Source organism: Exiguobacterium chiriqhucha RW-2, from assembly GCF_000416965.1.
Classification (GTDB): domain Bacteria; phylum Bacillota; class Bacilli; order Exiguobacteriales; family Exiguobacteriaceae; genus Exiguobacterium; species Exiguobacterium chiriqhucha.
Genome location: NZ_ATCL01000022.1, coordinates 306,933 through 327,145, shown reverse-complemented (window position 1 = coordinate 327,145; position 20,213 = coordinate 306,933). Strand labels below are relative to the sequence as shown.

The window sequence follows — 20,213 nt, the reverse complement described above, 5'->3', positions numbered from 1 at the left end:
CGTTCTACCTCCTTATATGTACTGGGGTTGTTCATTCAACCCGGCTGTTTCGTTTAATCCAAAGCGGACATTGGCGTTTTGAATCGCTTGTCCGGCCGCACCTTTTTGCATATTGTCGATGACCGAGATGATGGTCAGTCGATTCGTTCGTTGGTCGAGATACACCCACAAGTCGCAGTAGTTCGACCCGACGGCAGTTCGAATCTCCGGTTCGCCTTGTTGCACCCGGATAAATGGTTCATCCGCGTAAGCCTGTCGCAATGCGTCCACCCAATCCGCTTCGCTCTGCTCAAGCGTCGGGACGACGCTCATCGTCGCCATGATGCCTCGATTGATGGGCAACAGGTGTGTCGAGAGTGACACGGTCGCTTGCGTCCCGCTCACTGCATAAAGCGTCTGTTCAATCTCCGGGATGTGTTGATGCGTATGGATTTTATACAGTTGCACGTTTTCGTTGGAGCGGGCGTGGTGCGTCTTGGCGCTGAGTCCCTTCCCGGCTCCCGTAATTCCGGAGCAGGCCGAGACGATGATTTCGTTCGGGTCGATCCAGCCTCCGTTCACGAACGGCAATAAGCCGAGCGCGACCGCCGTGGCGTAACACCCGGGATTGGCAATCCAATTGGCCGACCTTACAGCGTCTCGATTCCATTCCGTCAATCCATATACCGCCTGTGCTTGAAGCGATGCCGGTACGGCCGGTTTGCCATACCACGTCTCGTAGCTCGATGCCGGCAGACGTAAGTCTCCACTCAAATCGATGACGACCCCTTCATATTCCGTCAACTGCGTCACGTAATGCGCCGACACTCCGCTTGGCGTTGCTAAAAAGATGACGTCGATGTCGTCCAATGCGTCCACCCGGAACGGCTCGAGCGTCAAATCCTCAATCTCTAACCACGGATACAGTTGCGCGAGCGTCAACCCGGTGCTCGAATCGCTCATCGCCCGGACGAGCGTGAATTCGGGATGTTTCCCGATGAGCTTCAATAGCTCCATCCCGGCGTACCCCGTGACGCCGACGATTCCACAAGTGATCATCTGCCGAACCTCCTTAAAAGAATAAATTGATTAAAACATACGTATATTTATACTGTCAATTGTATTTTTATACAAAATAAACAAAGAGAGTCTTTCCAGAACATGAAAAAACGGCCCGGTGCAACAGCACCGGACCGTGGAGATGACTTAGATTTGATTTTTATGACGAGCGTCTTGAAGCGCATCGACCAAGTCTTTCACGTCCTCGACGAGATTTTGAATCGTATCTTGGTTCTCTTCGTAGAGCGCCTTCAAATCCATGACGCGATCTTTCAAACTCGCTTTCGAAGAGGCTTGAAGGCCGACCGAATGAGCTTGTGTAGACGTATCGTGTGACTTGAGTCGTGATTTCATATGCTTGAGCTGGCTAACTTGTTGCTCGCGCGTCTCTCTGTGGAGAAGCGATGCCCCGGCTCCGATGACGGCACCTGCGGCCATACCTAACCAGAAATAGTTCTTGTTCATAAAAAATCCTCCCCTAACGTGACGTTATGTTTATTATAGGTCATCTGTTGCATCGACGACATAGTGTTTTATGATCGGACCTGCTCCTTTTTGTTCGACGGCTTCTTTCAGCCATTCTTGGAACAAGATGTAGTCGGTCGAATCACGAAAACGATTCCCGCCTTCGGTGAATTGGATGAAAACAACCCCGTGGTTGTCTTCTGGGTCGACACCGAGCCGATAGGCGGCAAAACCGCTATGGCCAGACCCAAGACGTGATTTGTCTTTCAACAAACGATGGAACAAGAGCGACCGGGCGTTCGAATCGACCGGAATGTTCGCATAGACAATATTCCCTTTCGGGGCGAATTGTCCTTCTGCTTCTTCGATTTGAAACGTCTTTCCGCTCTGGAACGGAGACTTGTCCCCTTCGGCGAGTAAAATCGTTTCCGTCCCGTTTGCGACGAGCACACCCGGTTGTTGACGCAATCGTTCAGCGACCGTACCTGAGGCAAATGTCATGAATAGCTTAGACAAGCTCCTCACAACCTTTCGCGAGCATGATGTCTTTCTCCGTGATTCCACCTTCGTCATGCGTCGACACGGTCAACGTGACGTTCCGATACTCGATTAAGATGTTCGGATGGTGATCGAGCGACTCCGCCAAATCGGCGACGAGATGGACGAATTGAATCGCCTCTGGAAACGTCTCGAGACGATACGTCTTTTGCAATTCCCCTTCGACAACGTCCCAGCCGTTTAAGCGGGACAGTTGCTCTGACAGTTCGGTTGATGACAGCAGCATGTGCTGATTCCCCTTTCGCAAACAGTTCTTCTTACACCTAGTACCCGACCGCAATCAAAAATAATCTTTTTCGCTTTACGCAAAATGATTTAGAATAAAAAGGATAGCCAACTATTCTTCACATGAGAGAGGAGATCTCGCCATGCGAGCATTGATTGTGATCGACTACACGTTTGATTTTATCGCAGATACGGGTCGTTTGACTTGTGGAAAACCAGGGCAAGACATAGAAGAACGAATCGTCCAGTTAATCGAGGAGTTTGCGGACGAGGATTATGTCGTCATCGCGAACGATGTCCACGACGCCGGCGACACGTATCATCCTGAGACGACGCTCTTCCCGCCCCACAACATCCGCGGCACGGAAGGCCGTGAACTGTATGGAACCGTCAAAGCGGCAGCAGCGCGGGCCGACCATTGGATCGATAAGACACGCTACAGTGCCTTCGCCGGGACCGACCTTGATTTGCGTTTACGCGAACGGGCCATCACGGAAATCCATCTCGTCGGTGTATGCACGGATATTTGTGTGCTCCATACGGCAGTCGACGCGTACAACCTCGGCTATACAATCGTCGTCCACGCCGACGCCGTCCAAAGCTTCAACCCAGTCGGCCACGATTGGGCGCTCGAACATTTTGTCACGACACTCGGGGCCACTGTGACCGGGAAGTGACGTAAAACAGAAAGGAACGATTATGTTACATCGCAACTTAGCGCTTCACACCGACCTATACCTCCCACGTTGGATGTATATCTATTGGAAACAAGGCCGTCACAACGAACGAGTCGTGTTCGACCTCTATTATCGCTCGAACCCGTTCAGCGGAGGATATGTCGTCTTCGCCGGCCTGCAAAACATCGTCCACTACTTAGAGAACGTCTCGTTCACGGAAGAGGACATCCGTTACTTGAAACAACAACTCGACTTCGAGGACGAGTTTGCGGACGTACTCCGCAACTTCAAGTTCACCGGCTCGCTCTATAGCGTCCGTGAAGGAGAAGTCATCTTCCCGAATGAACAAGTCGTCCGCATCGAATCGACAATTTTTGAGGCGAAGCTGTTCCAGACGGCGCTCTTGAACATCGCCAACCATGAGTCACTCATCGCAACGAAATACGCGCGCATCCGTCAAGCCGCGCCGAATGAGACGCTACTTGAAGGCGGCGCCCGCCGCGCCCAAGGCGTCGATGCTGCGTATTACGGGACTCGGGCCGCCTATATCGCCGGTTTCGACGTCACGAGTTTGGTTTCGGCCGGACGCGATTTCGATGTCCCTACCGGCGGAACGATGGAACACGCCGACATCCAGTTCCATGATGAGGAGCTTGAGGCGTTCCGCTCGTTCGCCGAGATGTATCCAGACAACACGAGCCTGTTGATTGACACGTACGATACGCTCAAGTCCGGTCTTCCGAACGCGATCACGGTCGCCAAGGAACTCGAGGCGAAAGGTTATCGCTTGAAGTCCGTCCGACTTGACTCGGGTGACTTGGCCTACTTATCGAAACGGGCCCGAAAAGCATTGAATGCGGCCGGACTCGACTACGTCAAAATCGTCGTCTCGGGCGATCTTGATGAGTACGTCATTCAAGACTTGCGGATGCAGGGCGCTGAAGCCGACACATTCCTCGTCGGGACGCGCGGCATCACGGCCTACGAACAACCCGCGCTCGGCATGGTGTACAAGCTCGTCGCCCGCGAAGGTGCCGACGGGAAGCTGAAGCCGGTCATCAAAGTCTCGTCTTCGAAAGTGAAGACGACGACACCACACAAGAAAGAATTGTATCGCATCATCGATAACGAGACCGGGAAATTCAAAGGGGATTATATCGCCCTAGCTGACGAGCCGGTCGAGACGTATAACGAAATCGACTTGATTGACGTGCGTGACCCAGCGTTCCGCATCAAGACACGCAACTTTAGTGTCAAACGTTTGCTCGTCCCGATTTTCCAAGACGGCGAACGCGTCTATGACTTACCGAACGCGACAGACATTCGCGCGTATCATCATGAGCAAATGAACGGTTTATGGGAAGAGTATAAACGCCTCCGCTTGCCGGAAGTATATTCGGTCACCTTCAGCAAACCGCTCTGGGACTTGAAACTCGAAATGATTCGTCAAACACGAATTCCAAAATAAAAACAAGAGGCTGCGGATTTTTTTCCGTAGCCTCTTGTTTTATGCCGTCGTCATCTCATTCGCATGGATTTTATCTTCTTTTCTCCGAAAGTAAAGTGCGATTGAAAGAGAGATCAAAATCAATATGAAGTAAACGGTCCGTTGCCAAAACGTCGCTTCCGTATCCCCTTGGAACAACGCGATGATATAATCACTCCCGCTCACGAAAAACAATCCCGCGAGCAAGAGAAAGATTCGATATCCGGCCCGACTCCGCTCCTGCTTTACTTTGAAGAAAAGGACACCATAATAACCGATTGCTAGAATCGCGATATACCCGATTATGCCAACAACCCAACTCATCTTGATGCCTCCTTGTCCTCTATTTTTTACGTCGCTTCCCCGCTATCGTAACACAATCTTCGAACCAGACTATGTTAAGATGGATTAAAGAAAATGTGGAAGGGATCGATACGATGAAAACGTTCCGCCTAGTCCAAGTTCGCCTCGTCCAAGACGAGTATGGTAACGAGTTGAACCTCCCTGTCGAACTACTCGATGGGTTGATTATCTCGAAAGAGCATGACAACGAATGGCTCCTCGAGATGCTCGTTCCGACCGAATTTGCCGTCACGCTTCATCACTATTTGAATAAGCGAATCCTGCTCCTTGCCGAAGCCGTCATCACGTCACCGGCGAACCGCCCGGCCGCCCTCGCGCTGACGTTCACGAGCGAACGGTCGCTCAGCGACCACCACACGTTCGTCGCGGAAGGGCTCATGCTGATGCCGAAACAAGACCCGACCAAGCAAGTACTCGATTCGTTGATTTCCGAAGGCGTGGCGAACGCCGAACTCAAACCGTCCTTCTTCGAAAAACAAGTCGAACAGCAGCAGTCGTTCAGCCGTTCCGCCTTCACACAGCTCGTCAAGACAGGATCGTTCGAATAAGTCGAACGGTCTTGTTTTTCTTTCCCCGTTTTTATAAATAACTCAACCCAAAAAGGCGAAGAAATTTCTTCGCCTCAAATGTAGATGAAAAACAAGATGACCATCATCGTCATCCCCACAACTTTGAGCACCGTGCTGCCGAGGAAAGCGAGTACGGTCCCGACACCGATACTCCACGCTTCACGCGTCGACTTCCCGAGCGTGAGTTCCGCTAAAAACGCGAAGATGAACGGGAAGATGAGCACCCCGACGAGCGGGAAAATGAACGGTCCTGCAATCAAACCGATCGTCGCTCCCCATTTCGCCCGTTCAGAACCGCCCCGTTTATCGACCGTAGCCCGGGTGACGATATAGTCGACCACGAACAGGAAGATCAAGAACAAAATCTGCCAGAGCCAAAATGTCCATGTGAGCGGCTCGAACGAGAAGCCGAAGCCGTAAATCACATAACCGATGAATAAGAACAAGACGCTCGGGATGACCGGATAAATCAATCCCGCGAACGCGACAATAAATGATGCGATGATGAAAATCCAGAGCAATGTCGTCATGAGTTTCTCCTCACTTTGCGACGATCACATTCGTAATATGGTCGGCGACATTGACCGCCTTGACCACGAACTGACCGTCTTGATGTTCGATATAGTTCGAGCAGGCGTTGCGCATGGCATGACGGAACGTATACGTGTCGTCAATCGCCGATAGCGCGGCTTTAATCGCATGTGAATGACAGACGACGATGACACGTTTGCCGGCATGCGTCTCAACGAGATCGTGCATACCGTTCAAGACGCGAACGCGCATCTCGTCTTCTGACTCGAGACCGGGTACACGGTCTTGGTCATCGGCTTGGACGGCTTCATAGATGCCCGGCACCGGTTTCCCCGACGCGGCCCCGAATTCACGCTCGATGAAACGTTCGTCTTGAATGATATGTGATTCGTCGATGCCGCACGCCTCCGCGATGTAACGTGCCGTATCGACGGCCCGCGACAACGGGCTCGCCACAATGACGTCCCATGATTCTTGACTTAAAAAGGCCGCACTCTCTTCGGCCTGCCGATGTCCGAGTGCGTTGAGCGGGATGTCTTCCCGTCCTTGAATGATTTCTTGAAAGTTCCAATCGGTCTGACCATGTCGGACCAAGCAAAGTTCTGTCACGCGAGTCACTCCTTTTTGATTCCTAAATCCTACCCCATCGTACCATCTTTGCGAAAAAGCGCAACGTCACATCATCGCGTCATCGATGAAACGATCGATTCGGGCCATGAGTTGCGTTTCTTTGATCGGGTTGTCGGATTGGAGAAAGCTCGCTAACGAATGTGTGCCGTTCGGGAAGGAAATCAGTTGCACGTTCGCACCGACTTCGCTCGCATGTTCCACGAAATGGAGCGCCTGTCCGAACGGGACGATCGGATCTTTCTTTCCGTGCAAGAGGAGTATCGGCGGCGCATCATCGTAAAGATGTGTGACCGGGGAACACTTCACCATCAGCTCGCGCCACGCCTCCCGGCTCCCCTCATAAAATTTCAAATGCGCGAGCCACGTCTGGATGAACTTGAACAACAAGAAATTCGTCGGAGGATAGAGGGCGATGACCCCTTTGATCGGCGGGACGTCATCACCTAGTTCACCGGTGAACTGTTTGCTTCGATCGAGCGCCGTCGCTAAAACGAGGGCCGCACCCGCCGAGTCGCCCCAGACGATTAACCGGTTGATGTCCAAGTTGAGCAGACCGTCATGCTGTTTCAGATAACAAAGCGCATCGGAGACGTCGATGATGTTGTCCGGGAAATAGACCCCGTCCTCGAACAACCGATAGTCGATGCTGATGACCGCGAATCCTTTGGCGAGAAAATGGTCGAGCAACGGATGGAACAACGTCACCATTCCTCGATTCCCGCGCACGAAAGCTCCCCCATGGGCATACACCGCGACCGGGAACGGTCCATCCCCTGGTGGATAATACACGTCAAACTGGAGCGGACGGTCGTCGACAATCTTGTACGTGTGCGTCCGGCGTTTCCGGGTCGAAGGACGCACCGGTAACTCGGGCTCTTGCCAACGCACGAGCGATCCATACTGGTTCCATACGCTGGCTCCAGCTGCCGTGGCGGCCGCGAGTGCCGCCCCACCAACGAACCAGGCGGTCTCCTTTCTCATATACATCCACTCCTCGTTCTTTTTTTAATCATATTCCCTTTTTCTCGAAAAACCATCCATCTGAAGTCGGACTTGACGTGCACGGATTCGCCACCTATAATATAACTCGCAGTCACAGAACGTAACGGTTACGATTTAAAGGATTCACATAGAGAGGACAGGTGGAAGAGTTCATGAATAAGAAGTTATTGGGTGTTGCCGCTGCCGGCACACTTTTATTAGGTGGATGTGCCAGTAATCAAGAGAGCGGTGCGACGGAGGAAACGAGTGACCAGTTGACCGTCTATGCGTCAACGTTCGCCTTGAAATCGTTCGCCGAGGAAATTGGAGGCGACCGTGTCCGCGTCGAGATGGTCATCCCGCCTGGCGCTGATCCTCATACGTACGAGCCGACCTCGAAACAGATGACCGATATCGCCGAGGCGGACTTGTTCTTGACGGTCGGCCATGATCTCGAGCCATATGTCGAGTCGATGGAAAAGAGCTTGGCCAATGAGAACGTCACGTTCGTGAAAACGGCCGAAGATGCCACGCTCCTTTCGGCAGAAGACACGGTCCACGTCCATGGCGAGGATGAGCATAGTGAAGACGAGCATAGTGAAGACGAGCACGGACATGAGGAAGACGCTCATGCCGAGGAAGAAGCCGGGCATAGCGAAGATGACGGGCATAACCACGGCCAATACGACCCACACGTCTGGCTCGACCCAATGAATGCCGTCTCGATGGCGGAAGCTGTCGAAGCAGCCTTCAGCGAACAGGCACCGGACTATAAAGATGAGTTCGCGGATCGTTTAAGCGCCTTCAAAGAAGAAGCTACGACGTTAGATGGCGAACTACAAGCAGCAGTCGATGGCGGCTCGAAGTCTGAGTTGCTCGTGACACATGCGGCTTACGGCTACTTGGCGGAGCGCTACGGCTTTGACCAACTCCCGATCACGGGTCTCACACCTTCAGAAGAACCGTCGCAACAAGCGTTGAAGCGCGTCATCGAAGAGGCGCAACTCCACGACTTGACGCACATCGCTTTCGAAGACACGGTGACACCAAAAGTCGCCCAGGTCGTTCAAAACGAGATCGGTGCGGAGACGGTGACGATTTACAACTTGGAATCGGTCACGAAAGAGCAAATGGATAAGACTTACTTCGACCTCATGCGCGAGAACGTCAAAGCGCTTGAGACGGCATTGAAATAAGAGTCTCAAAAAAAAAACAGCTCGGCGCGTTGGCGTCGAGCTGTTTATGTGTGTTCTGGTTCCCGGTCGATTTGTCGAAGCCTCGCCCAAATGACGCCGCATACGAAAATCGGCACCGTCAGCATCACTGTTTGAAGAAGCGTATCGCTCATCACGTTCGTCGGGTACATCAGTTCAATGAACACGAAACAGAGCACCGTCAAACAGAGAAGCGTCGCGAGCAGCTTCTTCAAACTCAGCAATGGATTGCGTTCGCGTAGGAAGAGCACACTATTCCCTATGGCGAAGCCACAGTTCACTACAATCAAAGCGTAGAAGAGCATCGAAATCGGATGATTATAGGCTGGACCCGTCGAGATGACGTAAAACCATATAATCAAAAATGCAAACACGGTGACGAGATTGATTCGACCTACATTTTTCTGATCTGCCCGATACGCGAAGATTGGGCTTAAGATACCGATGACAAACGTCATTTGGGCAAAGAAATCAAGCATAGGTCCACTCCTTGATAAACCATTTGTAATAGTTTACCAATTTTCAAGATGTTTTCATAGCCTGTTCATTCATAGTAAATCAACACGAGCTCATCCCGCTCACTCGCCTCTTCACAGAATCGTTTCAACAGCGTCCATTTGAGCCAAACGTCATCGAACCCGTCATGGTCGACGAACGCCATATCGGCCACATCCTCTTTCGTGAACGCGTTCATCGCATCTTTGACGATATGGAGGAGCTGCGGCGTCAAAATCCCGACAACGACCGCCTGCTTCTCATTGACGATCAACTCTTCCCCGATGACGGCCATCTCTAAGTTATACGTGTCATCCCCATCGATATAAATCTCGATTTGTCCGAGAATCTTTTGGAAGCGTTCAATCCTAGGGAGCGTCAACGTCTCATACGTGTCACGTTGTTGACTGTGCACGTGCAGCAGCCAATCTAAAATCATTTCCGGGTCTTGGCCGAACGAGACCCATACTTCCGGGGAAATGCGTATATAGTGTGTCGTCTCCATCATTGAACGCCCCCCTTTTCTTCAGTTTACCCATCTTTCGGGCGCAAAAAAACCGTCTACGCGCTTTCGTAGACGGTTTGTCGTTTATGAACGGATCGTGCCTGTTTTGACTTCTTCTTCTGATTCCCAAGCTTCGATGTACTCGCGACCTGGCAGATCTTCAATCGAATCGGCGTAGAAGACCGGATCTTCACCTTGACGGCGTTGCTCCAAGTAATCGTCGAGGACGAGACGGGCAACTTTTGCGAGACGGAAAATCGCATACAAGTTGACGAGTGCCATGAGACCCATGAACACGTCCGCGATTGACCAGACGAGACCGGCCGAACGGACGGCTCCAAAGAGGACCATGCCGACGACACCGATGCGGTAGAGTGTGACGTAAATCTTTTTATCCGAGATGAACTGGATGTTCGTCTCACCATAGTAGTAGTTTCCAAGAATCGAGCTGAACGCGAATAAGAAAATCGCGATCGTGAGGAACGATGTCGCCATCGGACCAATCTCTGCTGTGAGCGCTGCTTGTGTCAATTCGACACCTGCGAACGACTCTGAACCAGCGACACCTGACAACAGGATAATCATCGCTGTCGACGTACAGACGAGAAGCGTGTCGACGAAGACGCTGAACGATTGAATCAATCCTTGTTTGACCGGATGCGATACTTCAGCAGTCGCCGCTGCGTTCGGGGCTGAACCCATCCCCGCTTCGTTCGAGAAGAGACCGCGTCGGATTCCTTGGAGCACCATCGCTCCGATGGCACCACCGAACAATTGTTGAAGTCCAAAGATTCCTTCTGAGAAAATCAAGCCGAAGACTTCCGGCAACAATGAGGCGTTCGAAATCATGACCCACCCGGCGAGCAAGATGTAACCGCCAGCCATAATCGGCACGATGATACTCGAGAGCACGGCGATTGATTGAATCCCGCCGAAGATGACGATGGCTGTCACGACAGCCAAGACGAGACCGACTGTCGTCGTGCTAATCCCGAACTGGTTGCTGACTGACAACGAAATCGTGTTCGATTGAACCGAGTTGAAGGCGAAGCCGAACGAGAACGTGATCAAGATGGCGAATAAAATCCCGAGCCAGCGCTGACCGAGCGCACGTTCCATATAGTAAGCCGGACCACCGCGCCATGTGCGACCGTCGCGAATTTTATATACTTGCGCGAGCGTACTTTCGACGAATGCCGAAGCCGATCCGATGAGCGCGATCAGCCACATCCAAAAGACGGCTCCCGGGCCTCCGAGCGCGATGGCAGTCGCGACACCGGCAATGTTCCCGGTCCCGACGCGTGCAGCCGTCCCGATGGCGAACGCTTGGAATGACGAGACTTGGCCTTTTTCACGCTTCATGCCGTCTTTGAACAAGAGGCGGAACATTTCAGGCAACATCCGGAACTGGACGAACCCCATGCGAACGGTGAAATACAAACCTAAGGCGACAAGGACAACGATTAGCACTGACGACCAGAGCAGGTCGTTGGCGTTTGTAACGAGATCTTCTACGAATTTCTCCATCTTTAAATCCTCCGTGTATGTGTAAGTTATAAGAAAAAGTTATGTCAACTTTCTTTACATGAGTAGAATTATAGGAAAAACGTTAAAAAAATGCAATCTTTTTCGACAATTTTCATTTTCGGTGTCGAACAACAAAAAAGCGACCGGTCACGTGACCGGTCGACTAGATTATCTCATTTGATTAGATAAAGAGGTTCAAGTTACCACCTTCGGCTGCCCCGAGGTATGCTGCCACACCACCGAGATCGATGCCGTCGATTAACTCTTCTTCTTTAATTCCCATGACGTCCATCGACATCGTACAAGCGACCATTTTGACGCCTGCCTCTTGAGCCGATTTAATCATTTGATCGAGTGACGGGACATTTTTGTCGCTCATCACTTTCTTCATCATCTTCTGACCAACGCCACCGAAGTTCATGTTCGAGAGCGGAAGCTCACCTGCATGAGATGGCATCATCATGCCGAACATCTTCTCGAGGCCTTGCTTTTTCACTTCTGGTGCATCTGGTTTACGGATGACGTTGAGTCCCCAGAACGTGAAGAACATCGTGACGTCTTTACCCATTGCCGCTGCACCTTGCGCGATGATGAACGATGCGAGTGCACGGTCGAGGTCTCCACTGAACACGACCATCGATGCGCCGTCGCCTGCCGGTGCGCCCGCTTGGACGGCTGCAGGGCCTTGGCCTTTTTGAAGGACGGCTTCGACGCGACCGTTCACAAATTGTTTCGAGACGAGCTTGTTGCCCGTTTTCTTCGCCCATGCTTCGATGTCCGCAAAGAAGCCAGGATCACTTGCGAGGACGCGGAGCGTCTCGCCTTCGCCGAGTTCGGCTACTTTTTTATTGACTTCTAAGATTGGTCCCGGGCATTGCAGACCGCACGTATCTAGGAAAATCGGTTCCCCGATTGGTTCATTCATCATTACTGGTGGTGCCTCCTCCGTTGCTGTTGCGGCAGTCTCATTTGCTGCCGATGCGTCTGCCTCGATGGCATCGAAATCGCGTTTTACTTGTGACCACGTCTTGTAGCCACCGCTCAAGTTTTTAACCTTGAATCCGTTTTGACGCAAGATGCGGGATGCGAGATATCCGCGAAGTCCGACTTGGCATGTCACATAAATCGTTTCGTCTTTGCTGTAGTTGTCCAAGTGATCGCGTAGCGAGTTGAGCGGAACGTTGATTGAACCAGGAATTTTGCCAAGTTCATGTTCTGACTCGTCACGGACGTCGAGCAATGTCGCGCCGTTTTGGACCAACTCGTCAATCTCGTTCCAGTGCACGACTTCGTTATCGCCGAGGACGACGTTCGACGCGACGTAACCGATCATGTTGACCGGATCTTTCGCTGAGCTGAACGGTGGTGCGTAGCTGAGTTCAAGGTCTGGAAGGTCAAGGACCGTCAAGCCACCTTTCATCGCTGTCGCAATCACATCGATCCGTTTATCGACGCCGTTCATCCCCACGCCTTGCGCGCCGTAGATTTCACCTGTCGTCGGATGGAACAAGAGTTTGAGTGATACGGGTGTCGATCCTGGGTAATAACCCGCATGTGAACCCGGGTGCACGTGGACGGCTTCGAACTCTTTACCGGCCGCTGTCAAACGCTTCTCGTTCCAACCTGTCGAGGCGACGGTCATATCGAATACTTTGGCAATCCCAGTCCCCATCGTTCCGTTGTATTTAACGTCACGACCGTTGATGATATCGGCGACAAGACGACCTTGGCGGTTGGCCGGCCATGCAAGTGGAACAACCGTCGGCTCTTTAAAGATATAATCGAGCACTTCGACGGCGTCACCAATCGCGTAGATGTTCGGGTCTGACGTGAGCATCTTCTCGTTGACGCGGATGGCGCCACGAATACCTGTCTCAAGACCTGCTTCCGTTGCAATCGACGATTCGGGCACGACACCGATTGATAAGACGACCATATCGGTCTCGATGACGCGACCGCTCTTCAAGTGGACACGTTTCCCTTTCTCAGAGAACGAGTCGACACCGTCAGAAAGCTGAAGATCGACGCCGTGAAGGCGCATGTGCTCGTGAACCGGTGAGACCATCTCGCGGTCGAGCGGTGTCATGACTTGATCGGCCATCTCGACGAGCGTGACGTCGACGCCACGCTCCCGTAAGTTTTCAGCCATTTCGATTCCAATGAAGCCGCCACCGATGACCGTCGCGTGTTTTGGCGCTTTATCATCGACGTAGCTACGGATTTTATCCGTATCTGGGATGTTACGGAGCGTGAAGATGTCTTCTGCTTCTTCAATCCCAGGGATGTTCGGACGAATCGGTTTCGCCCCTGGTGACAAGACGAGCACATCATATGACTCATCGTACGTCTCACCTGTCTTGACGTTTTTCACCGACACCGTCTTCTCGGCACGGTTGATTTTCGTCACTTCCGTCAAGTTACGGATGTCGAGTTGGAAACGCTTGTTCATCCCTTCGACGGTTTGAACGAGCAATTTTTGACGGTCTTGAATCACGTCACCGATGTAATAGGGAAGACCACAGTTCGCGAACGAGATATACTCGCCCCGATCGAACATGACGATATGATTCTCTTCATTTAAGCGACGAAGGCGGGCGGCTGCCGAAGCACCACCGGCGACCCCACCGACGATTACGATTTTTTTACTCATTGCGCATTTCCTCCTTTGACGACTTCACCTGGCCAGCTCATCAAGCCATCTTCTATATTGACCACTTTATAACCTTTCGCTTCCATTTGCCAAGTCGCCTGCGTGCTGCGAGCACCTGAGCGACAAAGGACGATGTACTCTTCTTCAGGATTGAGCGTCTCAATCCATTCCGACATTTCGGAGAGCGGATAATTTGTCGCGCCAGCAATGTGCGCTTCTTGGAACTCGTCACGTTCACGAACGTCGACGATGTTGACTGGTACTTCAAAATCCATTTGACGTTTCAAGGCAGATGCTTTCATGTTTGTTTACCCATCCTTTTGATCTATAATATTTCACTTATTTATTCGTCAGCTTGGTAGCGGGCGTTCGACGAAAGTTTGTGATTCGTTGAACATATCGCTTCCACGTCATTAATATACCCCCTGTGGTATTTGATTGCAAGGGATTTGTTTGTCGAATCGGTAAACGTTTGAAAAATTTTCACATCAAACGTTGTTGCTCGACACATACTCCCCCACGTATTAAGATGAGACTACACAATAAATAGTTGGGTTACTGAACGATTTGAATATAGAGGTGAATCTAATGGAACAGTATCAATACGATGCAAAAGTGTTGAACCGGATGAAACGGGTCGAAGGACAAATCCGGGCCATCATCCGCATGATGGAAGAAGGGAAAGAGTGCCGTGACGTCGTGACACAGTTGAGTGCGGCTCGATCAGCGCTTGACCGCGCCTCGACCATCATCGTCGCGAAGAACTTGGAGCAGTGCATCATCACCGCCCAACAAGATGGCGAAGATACGTCAGAAACCGTCGAAGAAGCCATCAAAATGTTGATGAAACGCTAGTTCCCCTTGCTTTCCCTCCGCAAATGGGCGAAAGTTAGAGTAACGACTTTTAAGGGGGACTTGTTTGTGAACTTCGAAGAAAAAGTAGAATCATTTAAAGCGCTCGTCGCTGAACGCAATATGACGTTCAAAGAGAGCGAAACTGAAACGCATGTCACATTTTTGACGCGTGAAACGACTAAATCCGGGGCTCAGCCCGTTATGATTATCGCCTTCAATAAAAAGACGACAGATGCGGAACTGTATGCCGCGACGGTCACACACGTACCGGATTACGTCGAAGACCTACCGATTCTGAACGCCTTGAACGAGTTCAACCAAGAGTTCAAATACTTCCGCTGCGTGCTCGACAGCGACCGTGATGTCACGCTCGCCTCGACGCTCGACCTCGACCTCGGCTTCTCGCCAGAGATCATCTTGCAACATTCATTCATGATGTTCCAAGCGGCCGATGAAGTGAACGAGTATATGCAGAAGTTGTATACGCAAGTCCAATAACAAGCAGCCGCCCCGGACGAATCCAGGGCGGCTTTTTTTGAATCATTCTTTCGATTGGGCACGTATAAGGAGAAAAAGGAGGAATTGCTGATGATGACACGCTATACGCATTACCTCGAAGCGCTCGAGGCAATCAGAGGAGCGACAAAGTGGTTCACCGATGATTTCCGACGCTTGATGGCCATCAATTATGCCATACACGACACCCCGTTCGATGAAACGCGGTTCGAGCAGGCTCAAGCGGCCGTCAAACGGAAAACGAAAGCCTTCTCCAAGTTTCGCGGCAGCAATAATTTCGTCTGGCTGTCGTTTCTCGATGCCAAGTATGAAGACATCGAACCGGCCATCGACGAGGCACTCCGGCTCGATACGTTGCTCGACCGGAAACACTTCCGCTTCAGTATGTTGCGTCCCTTCATCGCGAGCCAACTGATTAACGTCGATGAGCCCGAGCGCCGGCTTGACGAGGCGAGCGCACTCTATCAAACGTTCAAACGAAACCATCCTTGGCTGACGAGCGAAGAAGACCTTCTGTCTGCCCTCGTCCTCGTTCAAGCGTTCGATGACCACGATACGTTGAGTCAACGGATTGAGACGTATTACGAAGCGTTGAAAGCCGAGTTGCCCCGCTCAAACGAGCTCCAACTCGTCTCCCATCTGCTTGCTTTTAGCGACTTGCCTTCAGACGAGGTCATCAACCGCCTGCTCGAGTGGCGCGCGCGGCTCCAAGGACAAGCAATCGCCGTCAAAAATGAGCATCTGCCAGCGCTCGCCCTCTTGGCCATCGTCGCGGCTCCGAACGACAACGACGAGCGCGACCTGATCGACATTACGAACGCTGAGAAGGAAAAGCATCGCTGGTTCCACACCCACGCGTTGACGGTCGCCCTGCAACTCGTCGCGGCAAACAACATCAAGGAAGATGCGAGCGATTTACTGTTGCACGGGACGTTCGCCCATCTGCTCGCCATGCAACAGGCGGCCACGGCAGCGGCGACCGTGGCTATCATTTCGAGCACATCTTCGAGCGACTAAAAAAGAAGGGTTTCCCCTTCTCAACTAAATAAATACCAACTGAGACAACCGAGCACGAACACCGAGTTGGCGATTTCGACGATCCCGATCTTCATGATGGGGATCTTTTTGCCGTAGAATGCGACCGCCCGGACGAGACTCGGCACGTAAGCGAGTGCCAAGACCGGATAGCCAAACGCGATGAAGATGGCGACGAGCAAAAAGTGATATCCCCATGATACGTTCCGATAAAACAAGCTCTTCTTCTCCCGAATCATCGTTTTGACGAAAAAGATACTTCCGAGGAAATATAAGTACGGCAAAGCGAACATCCACACTATCGTCCCGTCCAAAGCATGTGACCCGAGATAATAGCTCGCCATCCCGCCGATGCAAAATGAGGTGACGGCGCTGACGTCGTTCCAGACGTTGCGCTCATCCTTAATTTTGGCGAAGTAGGCGTTGGTGAGACCGAATGGAATCATAGCAAGGACAAACCAGACAAGACGCCACTCGGACAAAAATACCGGGATGGCGGCTACAATCGCAATCGTCAAATACGTCACGACCGTGCGCAACAGCTCTTGTGACTTCTTCCGTTGCTTAATGTATTGGAACAAGAAAAATGTACCCATATAAACGAACAACCAGGCGATGGCGAACGGGATGTGCGCGAGCGTCCACCCTCCGACAATGCCGCCGAGTAAGAACGGTAAGATTAGCATCGACCACGCGCCGTGCTGTTTTGGAATCATCCATTTCATGTGACTCCCTCCTTCTATGTGTAGTGTAGAAGAAAGATGACTGTAAAACTGTGATAAATTTTACAAAACAAAAAACGATCTCACGCGAGATCGTTTTTTGTTTTTAGTTTGGTCACACTTGGCACGGTGATTTCGACCACATCGTCCGTCAACATCTTCGTGACGACACGACCTGCAATCGAGACCGCGAGAAGCGTATAAAGCGCATTCGACAATGGCAAATAGATGAGCGAGATCGCCAAAACGATGACATCAAATATGATGAGAATCGTCCCGACCGATACGCCGGTCCATTTTGATAGGCCGAGTGCGAATAAATCGTCGCCCCCGGTCGCCCCGCCCGATTTCAAGACGAGACCGAGACCGTAACCAGTCACAATCCCGCTCGCGATGGCGGCGAACAACGTCGCCGGCCACACTTGAATATCGAACGTGAGTAAATCCAACCGATCCCACATGGCGTAGCTGAGCGACAGTGACGCCGCGGCAAGCACGGCTTGCCCGACGAAGCGCCAGCCTTTCCACCAAAGGGCGATTAAAAAGAAGGGGATATCGAGTACGATCATCGAGATCGCCGGATCGATATCAAATAAATAGCGGCCGAGCAATGCTAGCCCGACGAAGCCCCCTTCTGCCAAACCAAACTGTTCATTCAAATAATAATAACCGAACGCCATGATCAGCGTTCCGAGCACTATGGTAGCAACTCGTTTCATTCCGATTGTCCTCCCCGTTTTCAACGGAGAGGAGGATCCTCAGTCGTAGCCGCGGTTCCATCTGTTCCATCTCCGATCTTCCGTTTGTTGATTTTTACATTGATGTCGCTTGTAAAAACTCAACGCTAGAAGTCCGGTAATTGAAACAGAGGCCATGTCCTCTCGGTATCCATAAAGACCTTCCTTTCCCAAATTGCGCGTAATAATGAAACTATTTTAACACATTTTCACGACTATTTCATTAAATGTATATTTAGTGTAGATTACGTTTCGGTAAATCTTTCTTACCGAACCACCACCAGTTCCAGTCCCCAAGCAGTTTCATCAAGGACGGGACAAGTAAAATCCGGATGATTGTCGCATCGATAAAGATCGCGAGCGCGATGCCGACACCGAGCTGTTTGATCGGACTAACACCGGTAAAAGCGAACGCCCCCGTGACGACAATCATGATGACTGCGGCCGACGTGATGATTTTACTCGTCTTGGCGAGTCCCATCTCCGTCGCGTAATCGTTATCCCCGGTCTCCCGATAATATTCCTCAATCCGCGAGACGAGAAACACCTCGTAGTCCATCGATAGGCCGAACACGAGCGAGAAGATGAACACCGGGGTCAAGATACTGATCGTCTCGGCATCGTACACATAGCCTGATTCGAAGATGATGACGAGCAGACCGAACGTCGCCCCGAGACCGAGCACGTTCATGATGATCGCCTTAATTGGAATCAAGACTGAGCGGAACGCCCACATGAGAATGACCATCGTCGCCAAGATGACAGTCACGACCGCATACGGGATGCTGTCATAAATCTCTTCATAAATTTCTTCGTTGAACGCGGCTGGTCCCCCGACGTCAAAACCGCTCTCGCGCCAATCTCGGACGAATGCTTGCGCGTCTTTATCACTCGGCGGGACGTTGAAACTAACGTTGACGAGGGCAAGGTCTGTATTCCCTTCAAGCGTGACGAGACGTTCGAACGCCTCGAGTTGCTCTGGTGCCGCTTCAGCGAGTTGTTGGAATTCGGCTGGTTCGAGACCGGATGCCGTCAAGAACGTCGTGACGTTGTCGACAATCGGATCCTCGGATAGCTCATCGGTGAGTGCAGTCAATTCATCGAGAATCATCGAATCGGTCAAGTCATTCGTCTCAAACAAGAGCACCGCATCGGTCGACGTCTCCCCGAACACGTCGTCCCACCGCTCAAGGGCGGCCCGTGACTCGTACGAGGTCGGGAGTGCATCGGCGTCCGGGATGTTCAGTTCGAGGTCACGAACGAACCAGAGGCTTGGCAGTAGCAGCAAGAGTGCGACGAGCGTCATCGTGACGGGGCATCTCATGACGAAACGGGCCAACTTCTGCCACCGTACTTCAGAACGCGTCTCATTCGTTTTGATAAGACGCCCTTTATTGATCGCATCTCCGACGATATATAAGGCGGACGGCAACAGCGTGAGCGCTGATAAGACCGCGCCCGCCACCGCAATCAGCGCACCGAGCGCGATGGCTTGGAACACGTCGACTTGGATGAATAACAACCCGGCCAGTCCGACGAACACGCAAAGCCCTGAGAACAGAATCGAACGTCCGGCCGTCGCGACCGTTCGGACGATGGCTGCCTCTCGCGACTTCCCATGTGCGAGCTCTTCCCGGTAACGGTTGACGAGCAATAGGGAAAAATCGATGCCGAGCGCGATGGCGATCATCGCGACCGCATTCAAGACGAAAATAGACAGTTCCATCGTTTGGGCAAAGAAGAACAACGAGCCGGCAGCCACGATGAATGTAATCAATCCAACGAATAACGGCATGACCGCGGCGAGCGGCGTCCCGAAGACGAGCAAGAGGACGAGCAACGCGACCGGGATTCCAATCAACTCGGCCCGAATCAAGTCATTCTTCGACGCTTCATTCAAGTCATCCGCGAAGACCGGCTCTCCGGTCAATCGCACGTCTGTATCCGTATCTCGAATCAAGGCGTTGCGAACGTCATCGATTGACGCCTCGGCCGTATCGTAATCCTCGAACTCGAGCAATAAGTAAGCTGCGTCCCCTGAGCGGGCATCGGGATTCTCGGCTGGCGTGATCACGCCGTCGACCCCATCGACGTCAATCAGTCGATCCCGTTGCTGCTCGATGACCGTATCAAGGTCGCCACCTTCTAACAAGACGATCATCGAGGCCCCGGCCCGGTCGAACCGGTCGTTCAACGTATCTTCCACTTGGGCGAAGCGCCCGTCTTGAATCGCAAATCCATTGCCGCGCAGTTCACTTGGCAACTGTAATCCGAAATATACCGATACCGCGAGCAATACCGTCCAAATCAACACGACAGCGTAGCGCCATCGGACTAACGCTTGTCCTAATCGTTCCATCCCTGTCCACTCCTCTCCATCTAAGAAGACTGTTCCCGTTTTTAGACGAGATTCTGTAAGCCTTCGTAAAAAAAT

Annotated in this window: 23 protein-coding genes; 7 read left to right on the top strand and 16 right to left on the bottom strand. The window is 51.9% G+C overall.

The window, feature by feature from the left end; translation table 11 throughout:
* Window positions 1–12: 12 nt before the first annotated feature.
* The 4 genes from argC to M467_RS31190 all read right to left on the bottom strand — a co-directional run bounded on the left by argC (window position 13) and on the right by M467_RS31190 (window position 2,287).
* Window positions 13–1,038, bottom strand: coding sequence for an N-acetyl-gamma-glutamyl-phosphate reductase (gene argC, locus M467_RS31205; RefSeq protein ID WP_021068171.1), 1,026 nt, complete (start codon window positions 1,036–1,038; stop codon window positions 13–15).
* Window positions 1,039–1,185: 147 nt separating this feature from the next.
* Window positions 1,186–1,503: a hypothetical protein gene (locus tag M467_RS31200; RefSeq protein ID WP_021068170.1), complete on the bottom strand. Its 318-nt coding sequence runs from the start codon at window positions 1,501–1,503 to the stop codon at window positions 1,186–1,188.
* Between the two features lie 33 nt (window positions 1,504–1,536).
* The gene (locus tag M467_RS31195) at window positions 1,537–2,019 is read right to left on the bottom strand and encodes a hypothetical protein (RefSeq protein WP_235045196.1); all 483 of its coding nucleotides are present in this window, start codon (window positions 2,017–2,019) and stop codon (window positions 1,537–1,539) included.
* Window positions 2,012–2,287, bottom strand: coding sequence for a 4a-hydroxytetrahydrobiopterin dehydratase (locus M467_RS31190; RefSeq protein WP_021068168.1), 276 nt, complete (start codon window positions 2,285–2,287; stop codon window positions 2,012–2,014). The genes M467_RS31195 and M467_RS31190 overlap by 8 nt, the downstream gene beginning before the upstream one ends.
* 142 nt (window positions 2,288–2,429) lie before the next feature.
* Between M467_RS31190 and M467_RS31185 the strand changes: the two genes are divergently transcribed.
* The gene (locus tag M467_RS31185) at window positions 2,430–2,963 is read left to right on the top strand and encodes a cysteine hydrolase family protein (RefSeq protein ID WP_021068167.1); all 534 of its coding nucleotides are present in this window, start codon (window positions 2,430–2,432) and stop codon (window positions 2,961–2,963) included.
* Window positions 2,964–2,985: 22 nt separating this feature from the next.
* On the top strand, window positions 2,986–4,431 hold the full coding sequence (locus tag M467_RS31180; protein ID WP_021068166.1) for a nicotinate phosphoribosyltransferase: 1,446 nt from the start codon (window positions 2,986–2,988) through the stop codon (window positions 4,429–4,431).
* A 39-nt stretch (window positions 4,432–4,470) separates the two neighbouring features.
* Here the strand turns inward: M467_RS31180 and M467_RS31175 are convergent, their stop codons facing one another.
* Window positions 4,471–4,773: a hypothetical protein gene (locus tag M467_RS31175; protein WP_021068165.1), complete on the bottom strand. Its 303-nt coding sequence runs from the start codon at window positions 4,771–4,773 to the stop codon at window positions 4,471–4,473.
* A 113-nt stretch (window positions 4,774–4,886) separates the two neighbouring features.
* Between M467_RS31175 and M467_RS31170 the strand changes: the two genes are divergently transcribed.
* Entirely contained in the window at window positions 4,887–5,360 is a 474-nt protein-coding gene (locus M467_RS31170) for a YwpF family protein (RefSeq protein ID WP_021068164.1), read from the top strand.
* A 74-nt stretch (window positions 5,361–5,434) separates the two neighbouring features.
* Here the strand turns inward: M467_RS31170 and M467_RS31165 are convergent, their stop codons facing one another.
* The 3 genes from M467_RS31165 to M467_RS31155 all read right to left on the bottom strand — a co-directional run bounded on the left by M467_RS31165 (window position 5,435) and on the right by M467_RS31155 (window position 7,523).
* Entirely contained in the window at window positions 5,435–5,911 is a 477-nt protein-coding gene (locus M467_RS31165) for a DUF456 domain-containing protein (RefSeq protein ID WP_021068163.1), read from the bottom strand.
* Window positions 5,912–5,921: 10 nt separating this feature from the next.
* Window positions 5,922–6,521 (bottom strand): histidine phosphatase family protein, encoded by a 600-nt coding sequence (locus M467_RS31160; RefSeq protein ID WP_021068162.1) that lies wholly within the window; start codon window positions 6,519–6,521, stop codon window positions 5,922–5,924.
* Between the two features lie 66 nt (window positions 6,522–6,587).
* Window positions 6,588–7,523: an alpha/beta hydrolase gene (locus M467_RS31155; RefSeq protein WP_021068161.1), complete on the bottom strand. Its 936-nt coding sequence runs from the start codon at window positions 7,521–7,523 to the stop codon at window positions 6,588–6,590.
* A gap of 173 nt (window positions 7,524–7,696) precedes the next feature.
* Here M467_RS31155 and M467_RS31150 point away from each other — a divergent pair, with 173 nt between their 5' ends.
* A complete protein-coding gene (locus M467_RS31150) occupies window positions 7,697–8,719 on the top strand; it encodes a metal ABC transporter solute-binding protein, Zn/Mn family (protein WP_021068160.1) in 1,023 nt (340 codons plus the stop codon).
* Window positions 8,720–8,763: 44 nt separating this feature from the next.
* Here the strand turns inward: M467_RS31150 and M467_RS31145 are convergent, their stop codons facing one another.
* The 5 genes from M467_RS31145 to M467_RS31125 all read right to left on the bottom strand — a co-directional run bounded on the left by M467_RS31145 (window position 8,764) and on the right by M467_RS31125 (window position 14,216).
* A complete protein-coding gene (locus tag M467_RS31145; RefSeq protein WP_021068159.1) occupies window positions 8,764–9,216 on the bottom strand; it encodes a hypothetical protein in 453 nt (150 codons plus the stop codon).
* A 65-nt stretch (window positions 9,217–9,281) separates the two neighbouring features.
* Entirely contained in the window at window positions 9,282–9,740 is a 459-nt protein-coding gene (locus tag M467_RS31140) for a DUF1877 family protein (RefSeq protein ID WP_021068158.1), read from the bottom strand.
* Between the two features lie 81 nt (window positions 9,741–9,821).
* A complete protein-coding gene (locus M467_RS31135; protein ID WP_021068157.1) occupies window positions 9,822–11,264 on the bottom strand; it encodes an alanine/glycine:cation symporter family protein in 1,443 nt (480 codons plus the stop codon).
* 181 nt (window positions 11,265–11,445) lie between these two features.
* Window positions 11,446–13,914, bottom strand: a complete 2,469-nt coding sequence (locus tag M467_RS31130; RefSeq protein ID WP_021068156.1) for a CoA-disulfide reductase — start codon at window positions 13,912–13,914, stop codon at window positions 11,446–11,448.
* Window positions 13,911–14,216, bottom strand: a complete 306-nt coding sequence (locus tag M467_RS31125; RefSeq protein WP_021068155.1) for a rhodanese-like domain-containing protein — start codon at window positions 14,214–14,216, stop codon at window positions 13,911–13,913. Before M467_RS31125 ends, M467_RS31130 begins: the two co-directional genes overlap by 4 nt.
* Before the next feature lie 286 nt (window positions 14,217–14,502).
* Between M467_RS31125 and M467_RS31120 the strand changes: the two genes are divergently transcribed.
* From M467_RS31120 to M467_RS31110, 3 genes are all read left to right on the top strand, one after another.
* Window positions 14,503–14,769 (top strand): metal-sensitive transcriptional regulator, encoded by a 267-nt coding sequence (locus M467_RS31120; RefSeq protein WP_021068154.1) that lies wholly within the window; start codon window positions 14,503–14,505, stop codon window positions 14,767–14,769.
* Between the two features lie 66 nt (window positions 14,770–14,835).
* Complete coding sequence (locus M467_RS31115) at window positions 14,836–15,267, top strand: type III secretion system chaperone family protein (RefSeq protein WP_016509669.1); 432 nt, start codon at window positions 14,836–14,838, stop codon at window positions 15,265–15,267.
* A 90-nt stretch (window positions 15,268–15,357) separates the two neighbouring features.
* Entirely contained in the window at window positions 15,358–16,302 is a 945-nt protein-coding gene (locus tag M467_RS31110) for a DUF4003 family protein (RefSeq protein WP_021068153.1), read from the top strand.
* Window positions 16,303–16,322: 20 nt separating this feature from the next.
* On the opposite strand, the gene M467_RS31105 is transcribed toward M467_RS31110, so the two are convergent.
* From M467_RS31105 to M467_RS31095, 3 genes are all read right to left on the bottom strand, one after another.
* Window positions 16,323–17,045: a YwiC-like family protein gene (locus M467_RS31105; protein ID WP_021068152.1), complete on the bottom strand. Its 723-nt coding sequence runs from the start codon at window positions 17,043–17,045 to the stop codon at window positions 16,323–16,325.
* Window positions 17,046–17,125: 80 nt separating this feature from the next.
* The gene (locus tag M467_RS31100; protein WP_034797492.1) at window positions 17,126–17,761 is read right to left on the bottom strand and encodes a YitT family protein; all 636 of its coding nucleotides are present in this window, start codon (window positions 17,759–17,761) and stop codon (window positions 17,126–17,128) included.
* Between the two features lie 253 nt (window positions 17,762–18,014).
* Window positions 18,015–20,138: an MMPL family transporter gene (locus M467_RS31095; RefSeq protein ID WP_021068150.1), complete on the bottom strand. Its 2,124-nt coding sequence runs from the start codon at window positions 20,136–20,138 to the stop codon at window positions 18,015–18,017.
* Window positions 20,139–20,213 lie beyond the last annotated feature (75 nt).

What these genes read in the sequence shown, in the direction of transcription:
- argC (WP_021068171.1), bottom strand. Translation starts at nt 1,038, where the DNA reads ATGATCACTTGTGGAATCGTCGGCGTCACGGGGTACGCCGGGATGGAG.
- M467_RS31200 (WP_021068170.1), bottom strand. Translation starts at nt 1,503, where the DNA reads ATGAACAAGAACTATTTCTGGTTAGGTATGGCCGCAGGTGCCGTCATC.
- M467_RS31190 (WP_021068168.1), bottom strand. Translation starts at nt 2,287, where the DNA reads ATGCTGCTGTCATCAACCGAACTGTCAGAGCAACTGTCCCGCTTAAAC.
- M467_RS31185 (WP_021068167.1), top strand. Translation starts at nt 2,430, where the DNA reads ATGCGAGCATTGATTGTGATCGACTACACGTTTGATTTTATCGCAGAT.
- M467_RS31180 (WP_021068166.1), top strand. Translation starts at nt 2,986, where the DNA reads ATGTTACATCGCAACTTAGCGCTTCACACCGACCTATACCTCCCACGT.
- M467_RS31175 (WP_021068165.1), bottom strand. Translation starts at nt 4,773, where the DNA reads ATGAGTTGGGTTGTTGGCATAATCGGGTATATCGCGATTCTAGCAATC.
- M467_RS31170 (WP_021068164.1), top strand. Translation starts at nt 4,887, where the DNA reads ATGAAAACGTTCCGCCTAGTCCAAGTTCGCCTCGTCCAAGACGAGTAT.
- M467_RS31165 (WP_021068163.1), bottom strand. Translation starts at nt 5,911, where the DNA reads ATGACGACATTGCTCTGGATTTTCATCATCGCATCATTTATTGTCGCG.
- M467_RS31155 (WP_021068161.1), bottom strand. Translation starts at nt 7,523, where the DNA reads ATGAGAAAGGAGACCGCCTGGTTCGTTGGTGGGGCGGCACTCGCGGCC.
- M467_RS31150 (WP_021068160.1), top strand. Translation starts at nt 7,697, where the DNA reads ATGAATAAGAAGTTATTGGGTGTTGCCGCTGCCGGCACACTTTTATTA.
- M467_RS31145 (WP_021068159.1), bottom strand. Translation starts at nt 9,216, where the DNA reads ATGCTTGATTTCTTTGCCCAAATGACGTTTGTCATCGGTATCTTAAGC.
- M467_RS31140 (WP_021068158.1), bottom strand. Translation starts at nt 9,740, where the DNA reads ATGATGGAGACGACACACTATATACGCATTTCCCCGGAAGTATGGGTC.
- M467_RS31135 (WP_021068157.1), bottom strand. Translation starts at nt 11,264, where the DNA reads ATGGAGAAATTCGTAGAAGATCTCGTTACAAACGCCAACGACCTGCTC.
- M467_RS31130 (WP_021068156.1), bottom strand. Translation starts at nt 13,914, where the DNA reads ATGAGTAAAAAAATCGTAATCGTCGGTGGGGTCGCCGGTGGTGCTTCG.
- M467_RS31125 (WP_021068155.1), bottom strand. Translation starts at nt 14,216, where the DNA reads ATGAAAGCATCTGCCTTGAAACGTCAAATGGATTTTGAAGTACCAGTC.
- M467_RS31120 (WP_021068154.1), top strand. Translation starts at nt 14,503, where the DNA reads ATGGAACAGTATCAATACGATGCAAAAGTGTTGAACCGGATGAAACGG.
- M467_RS31110 (WP_021068153.1), top strand. Translation starts at nt 15,358, where the DNA reads ATGATGACACGCTATACGCATTACCTCGAAGCGCTCGAGGCAATCAGA.
- M467_RS31105 (WP_021068152.1), bottom strand. Translation starts at nt 17,045, where the DNA reads ATGAAATGGATGATTCCAAAACAGCACGGCGCGTGGTCGATGCTAATC.
- M467_RS31100 (WP_034797492.1), bottom strand. Translation starts at nt 17,761, where the DNA reads ATGAAACGAGTTGCTACCATAGTGCTCGGAACGCTGATCATGGCGTTC.
- M467_RS31095 (WP_021068150.1), bottom strand. Translation starts at nt 20,138, where the DNA reads ATGGAACGATTAGGACAAGCGTTAGTCCGATGGCGCTACGCTGTCGTG.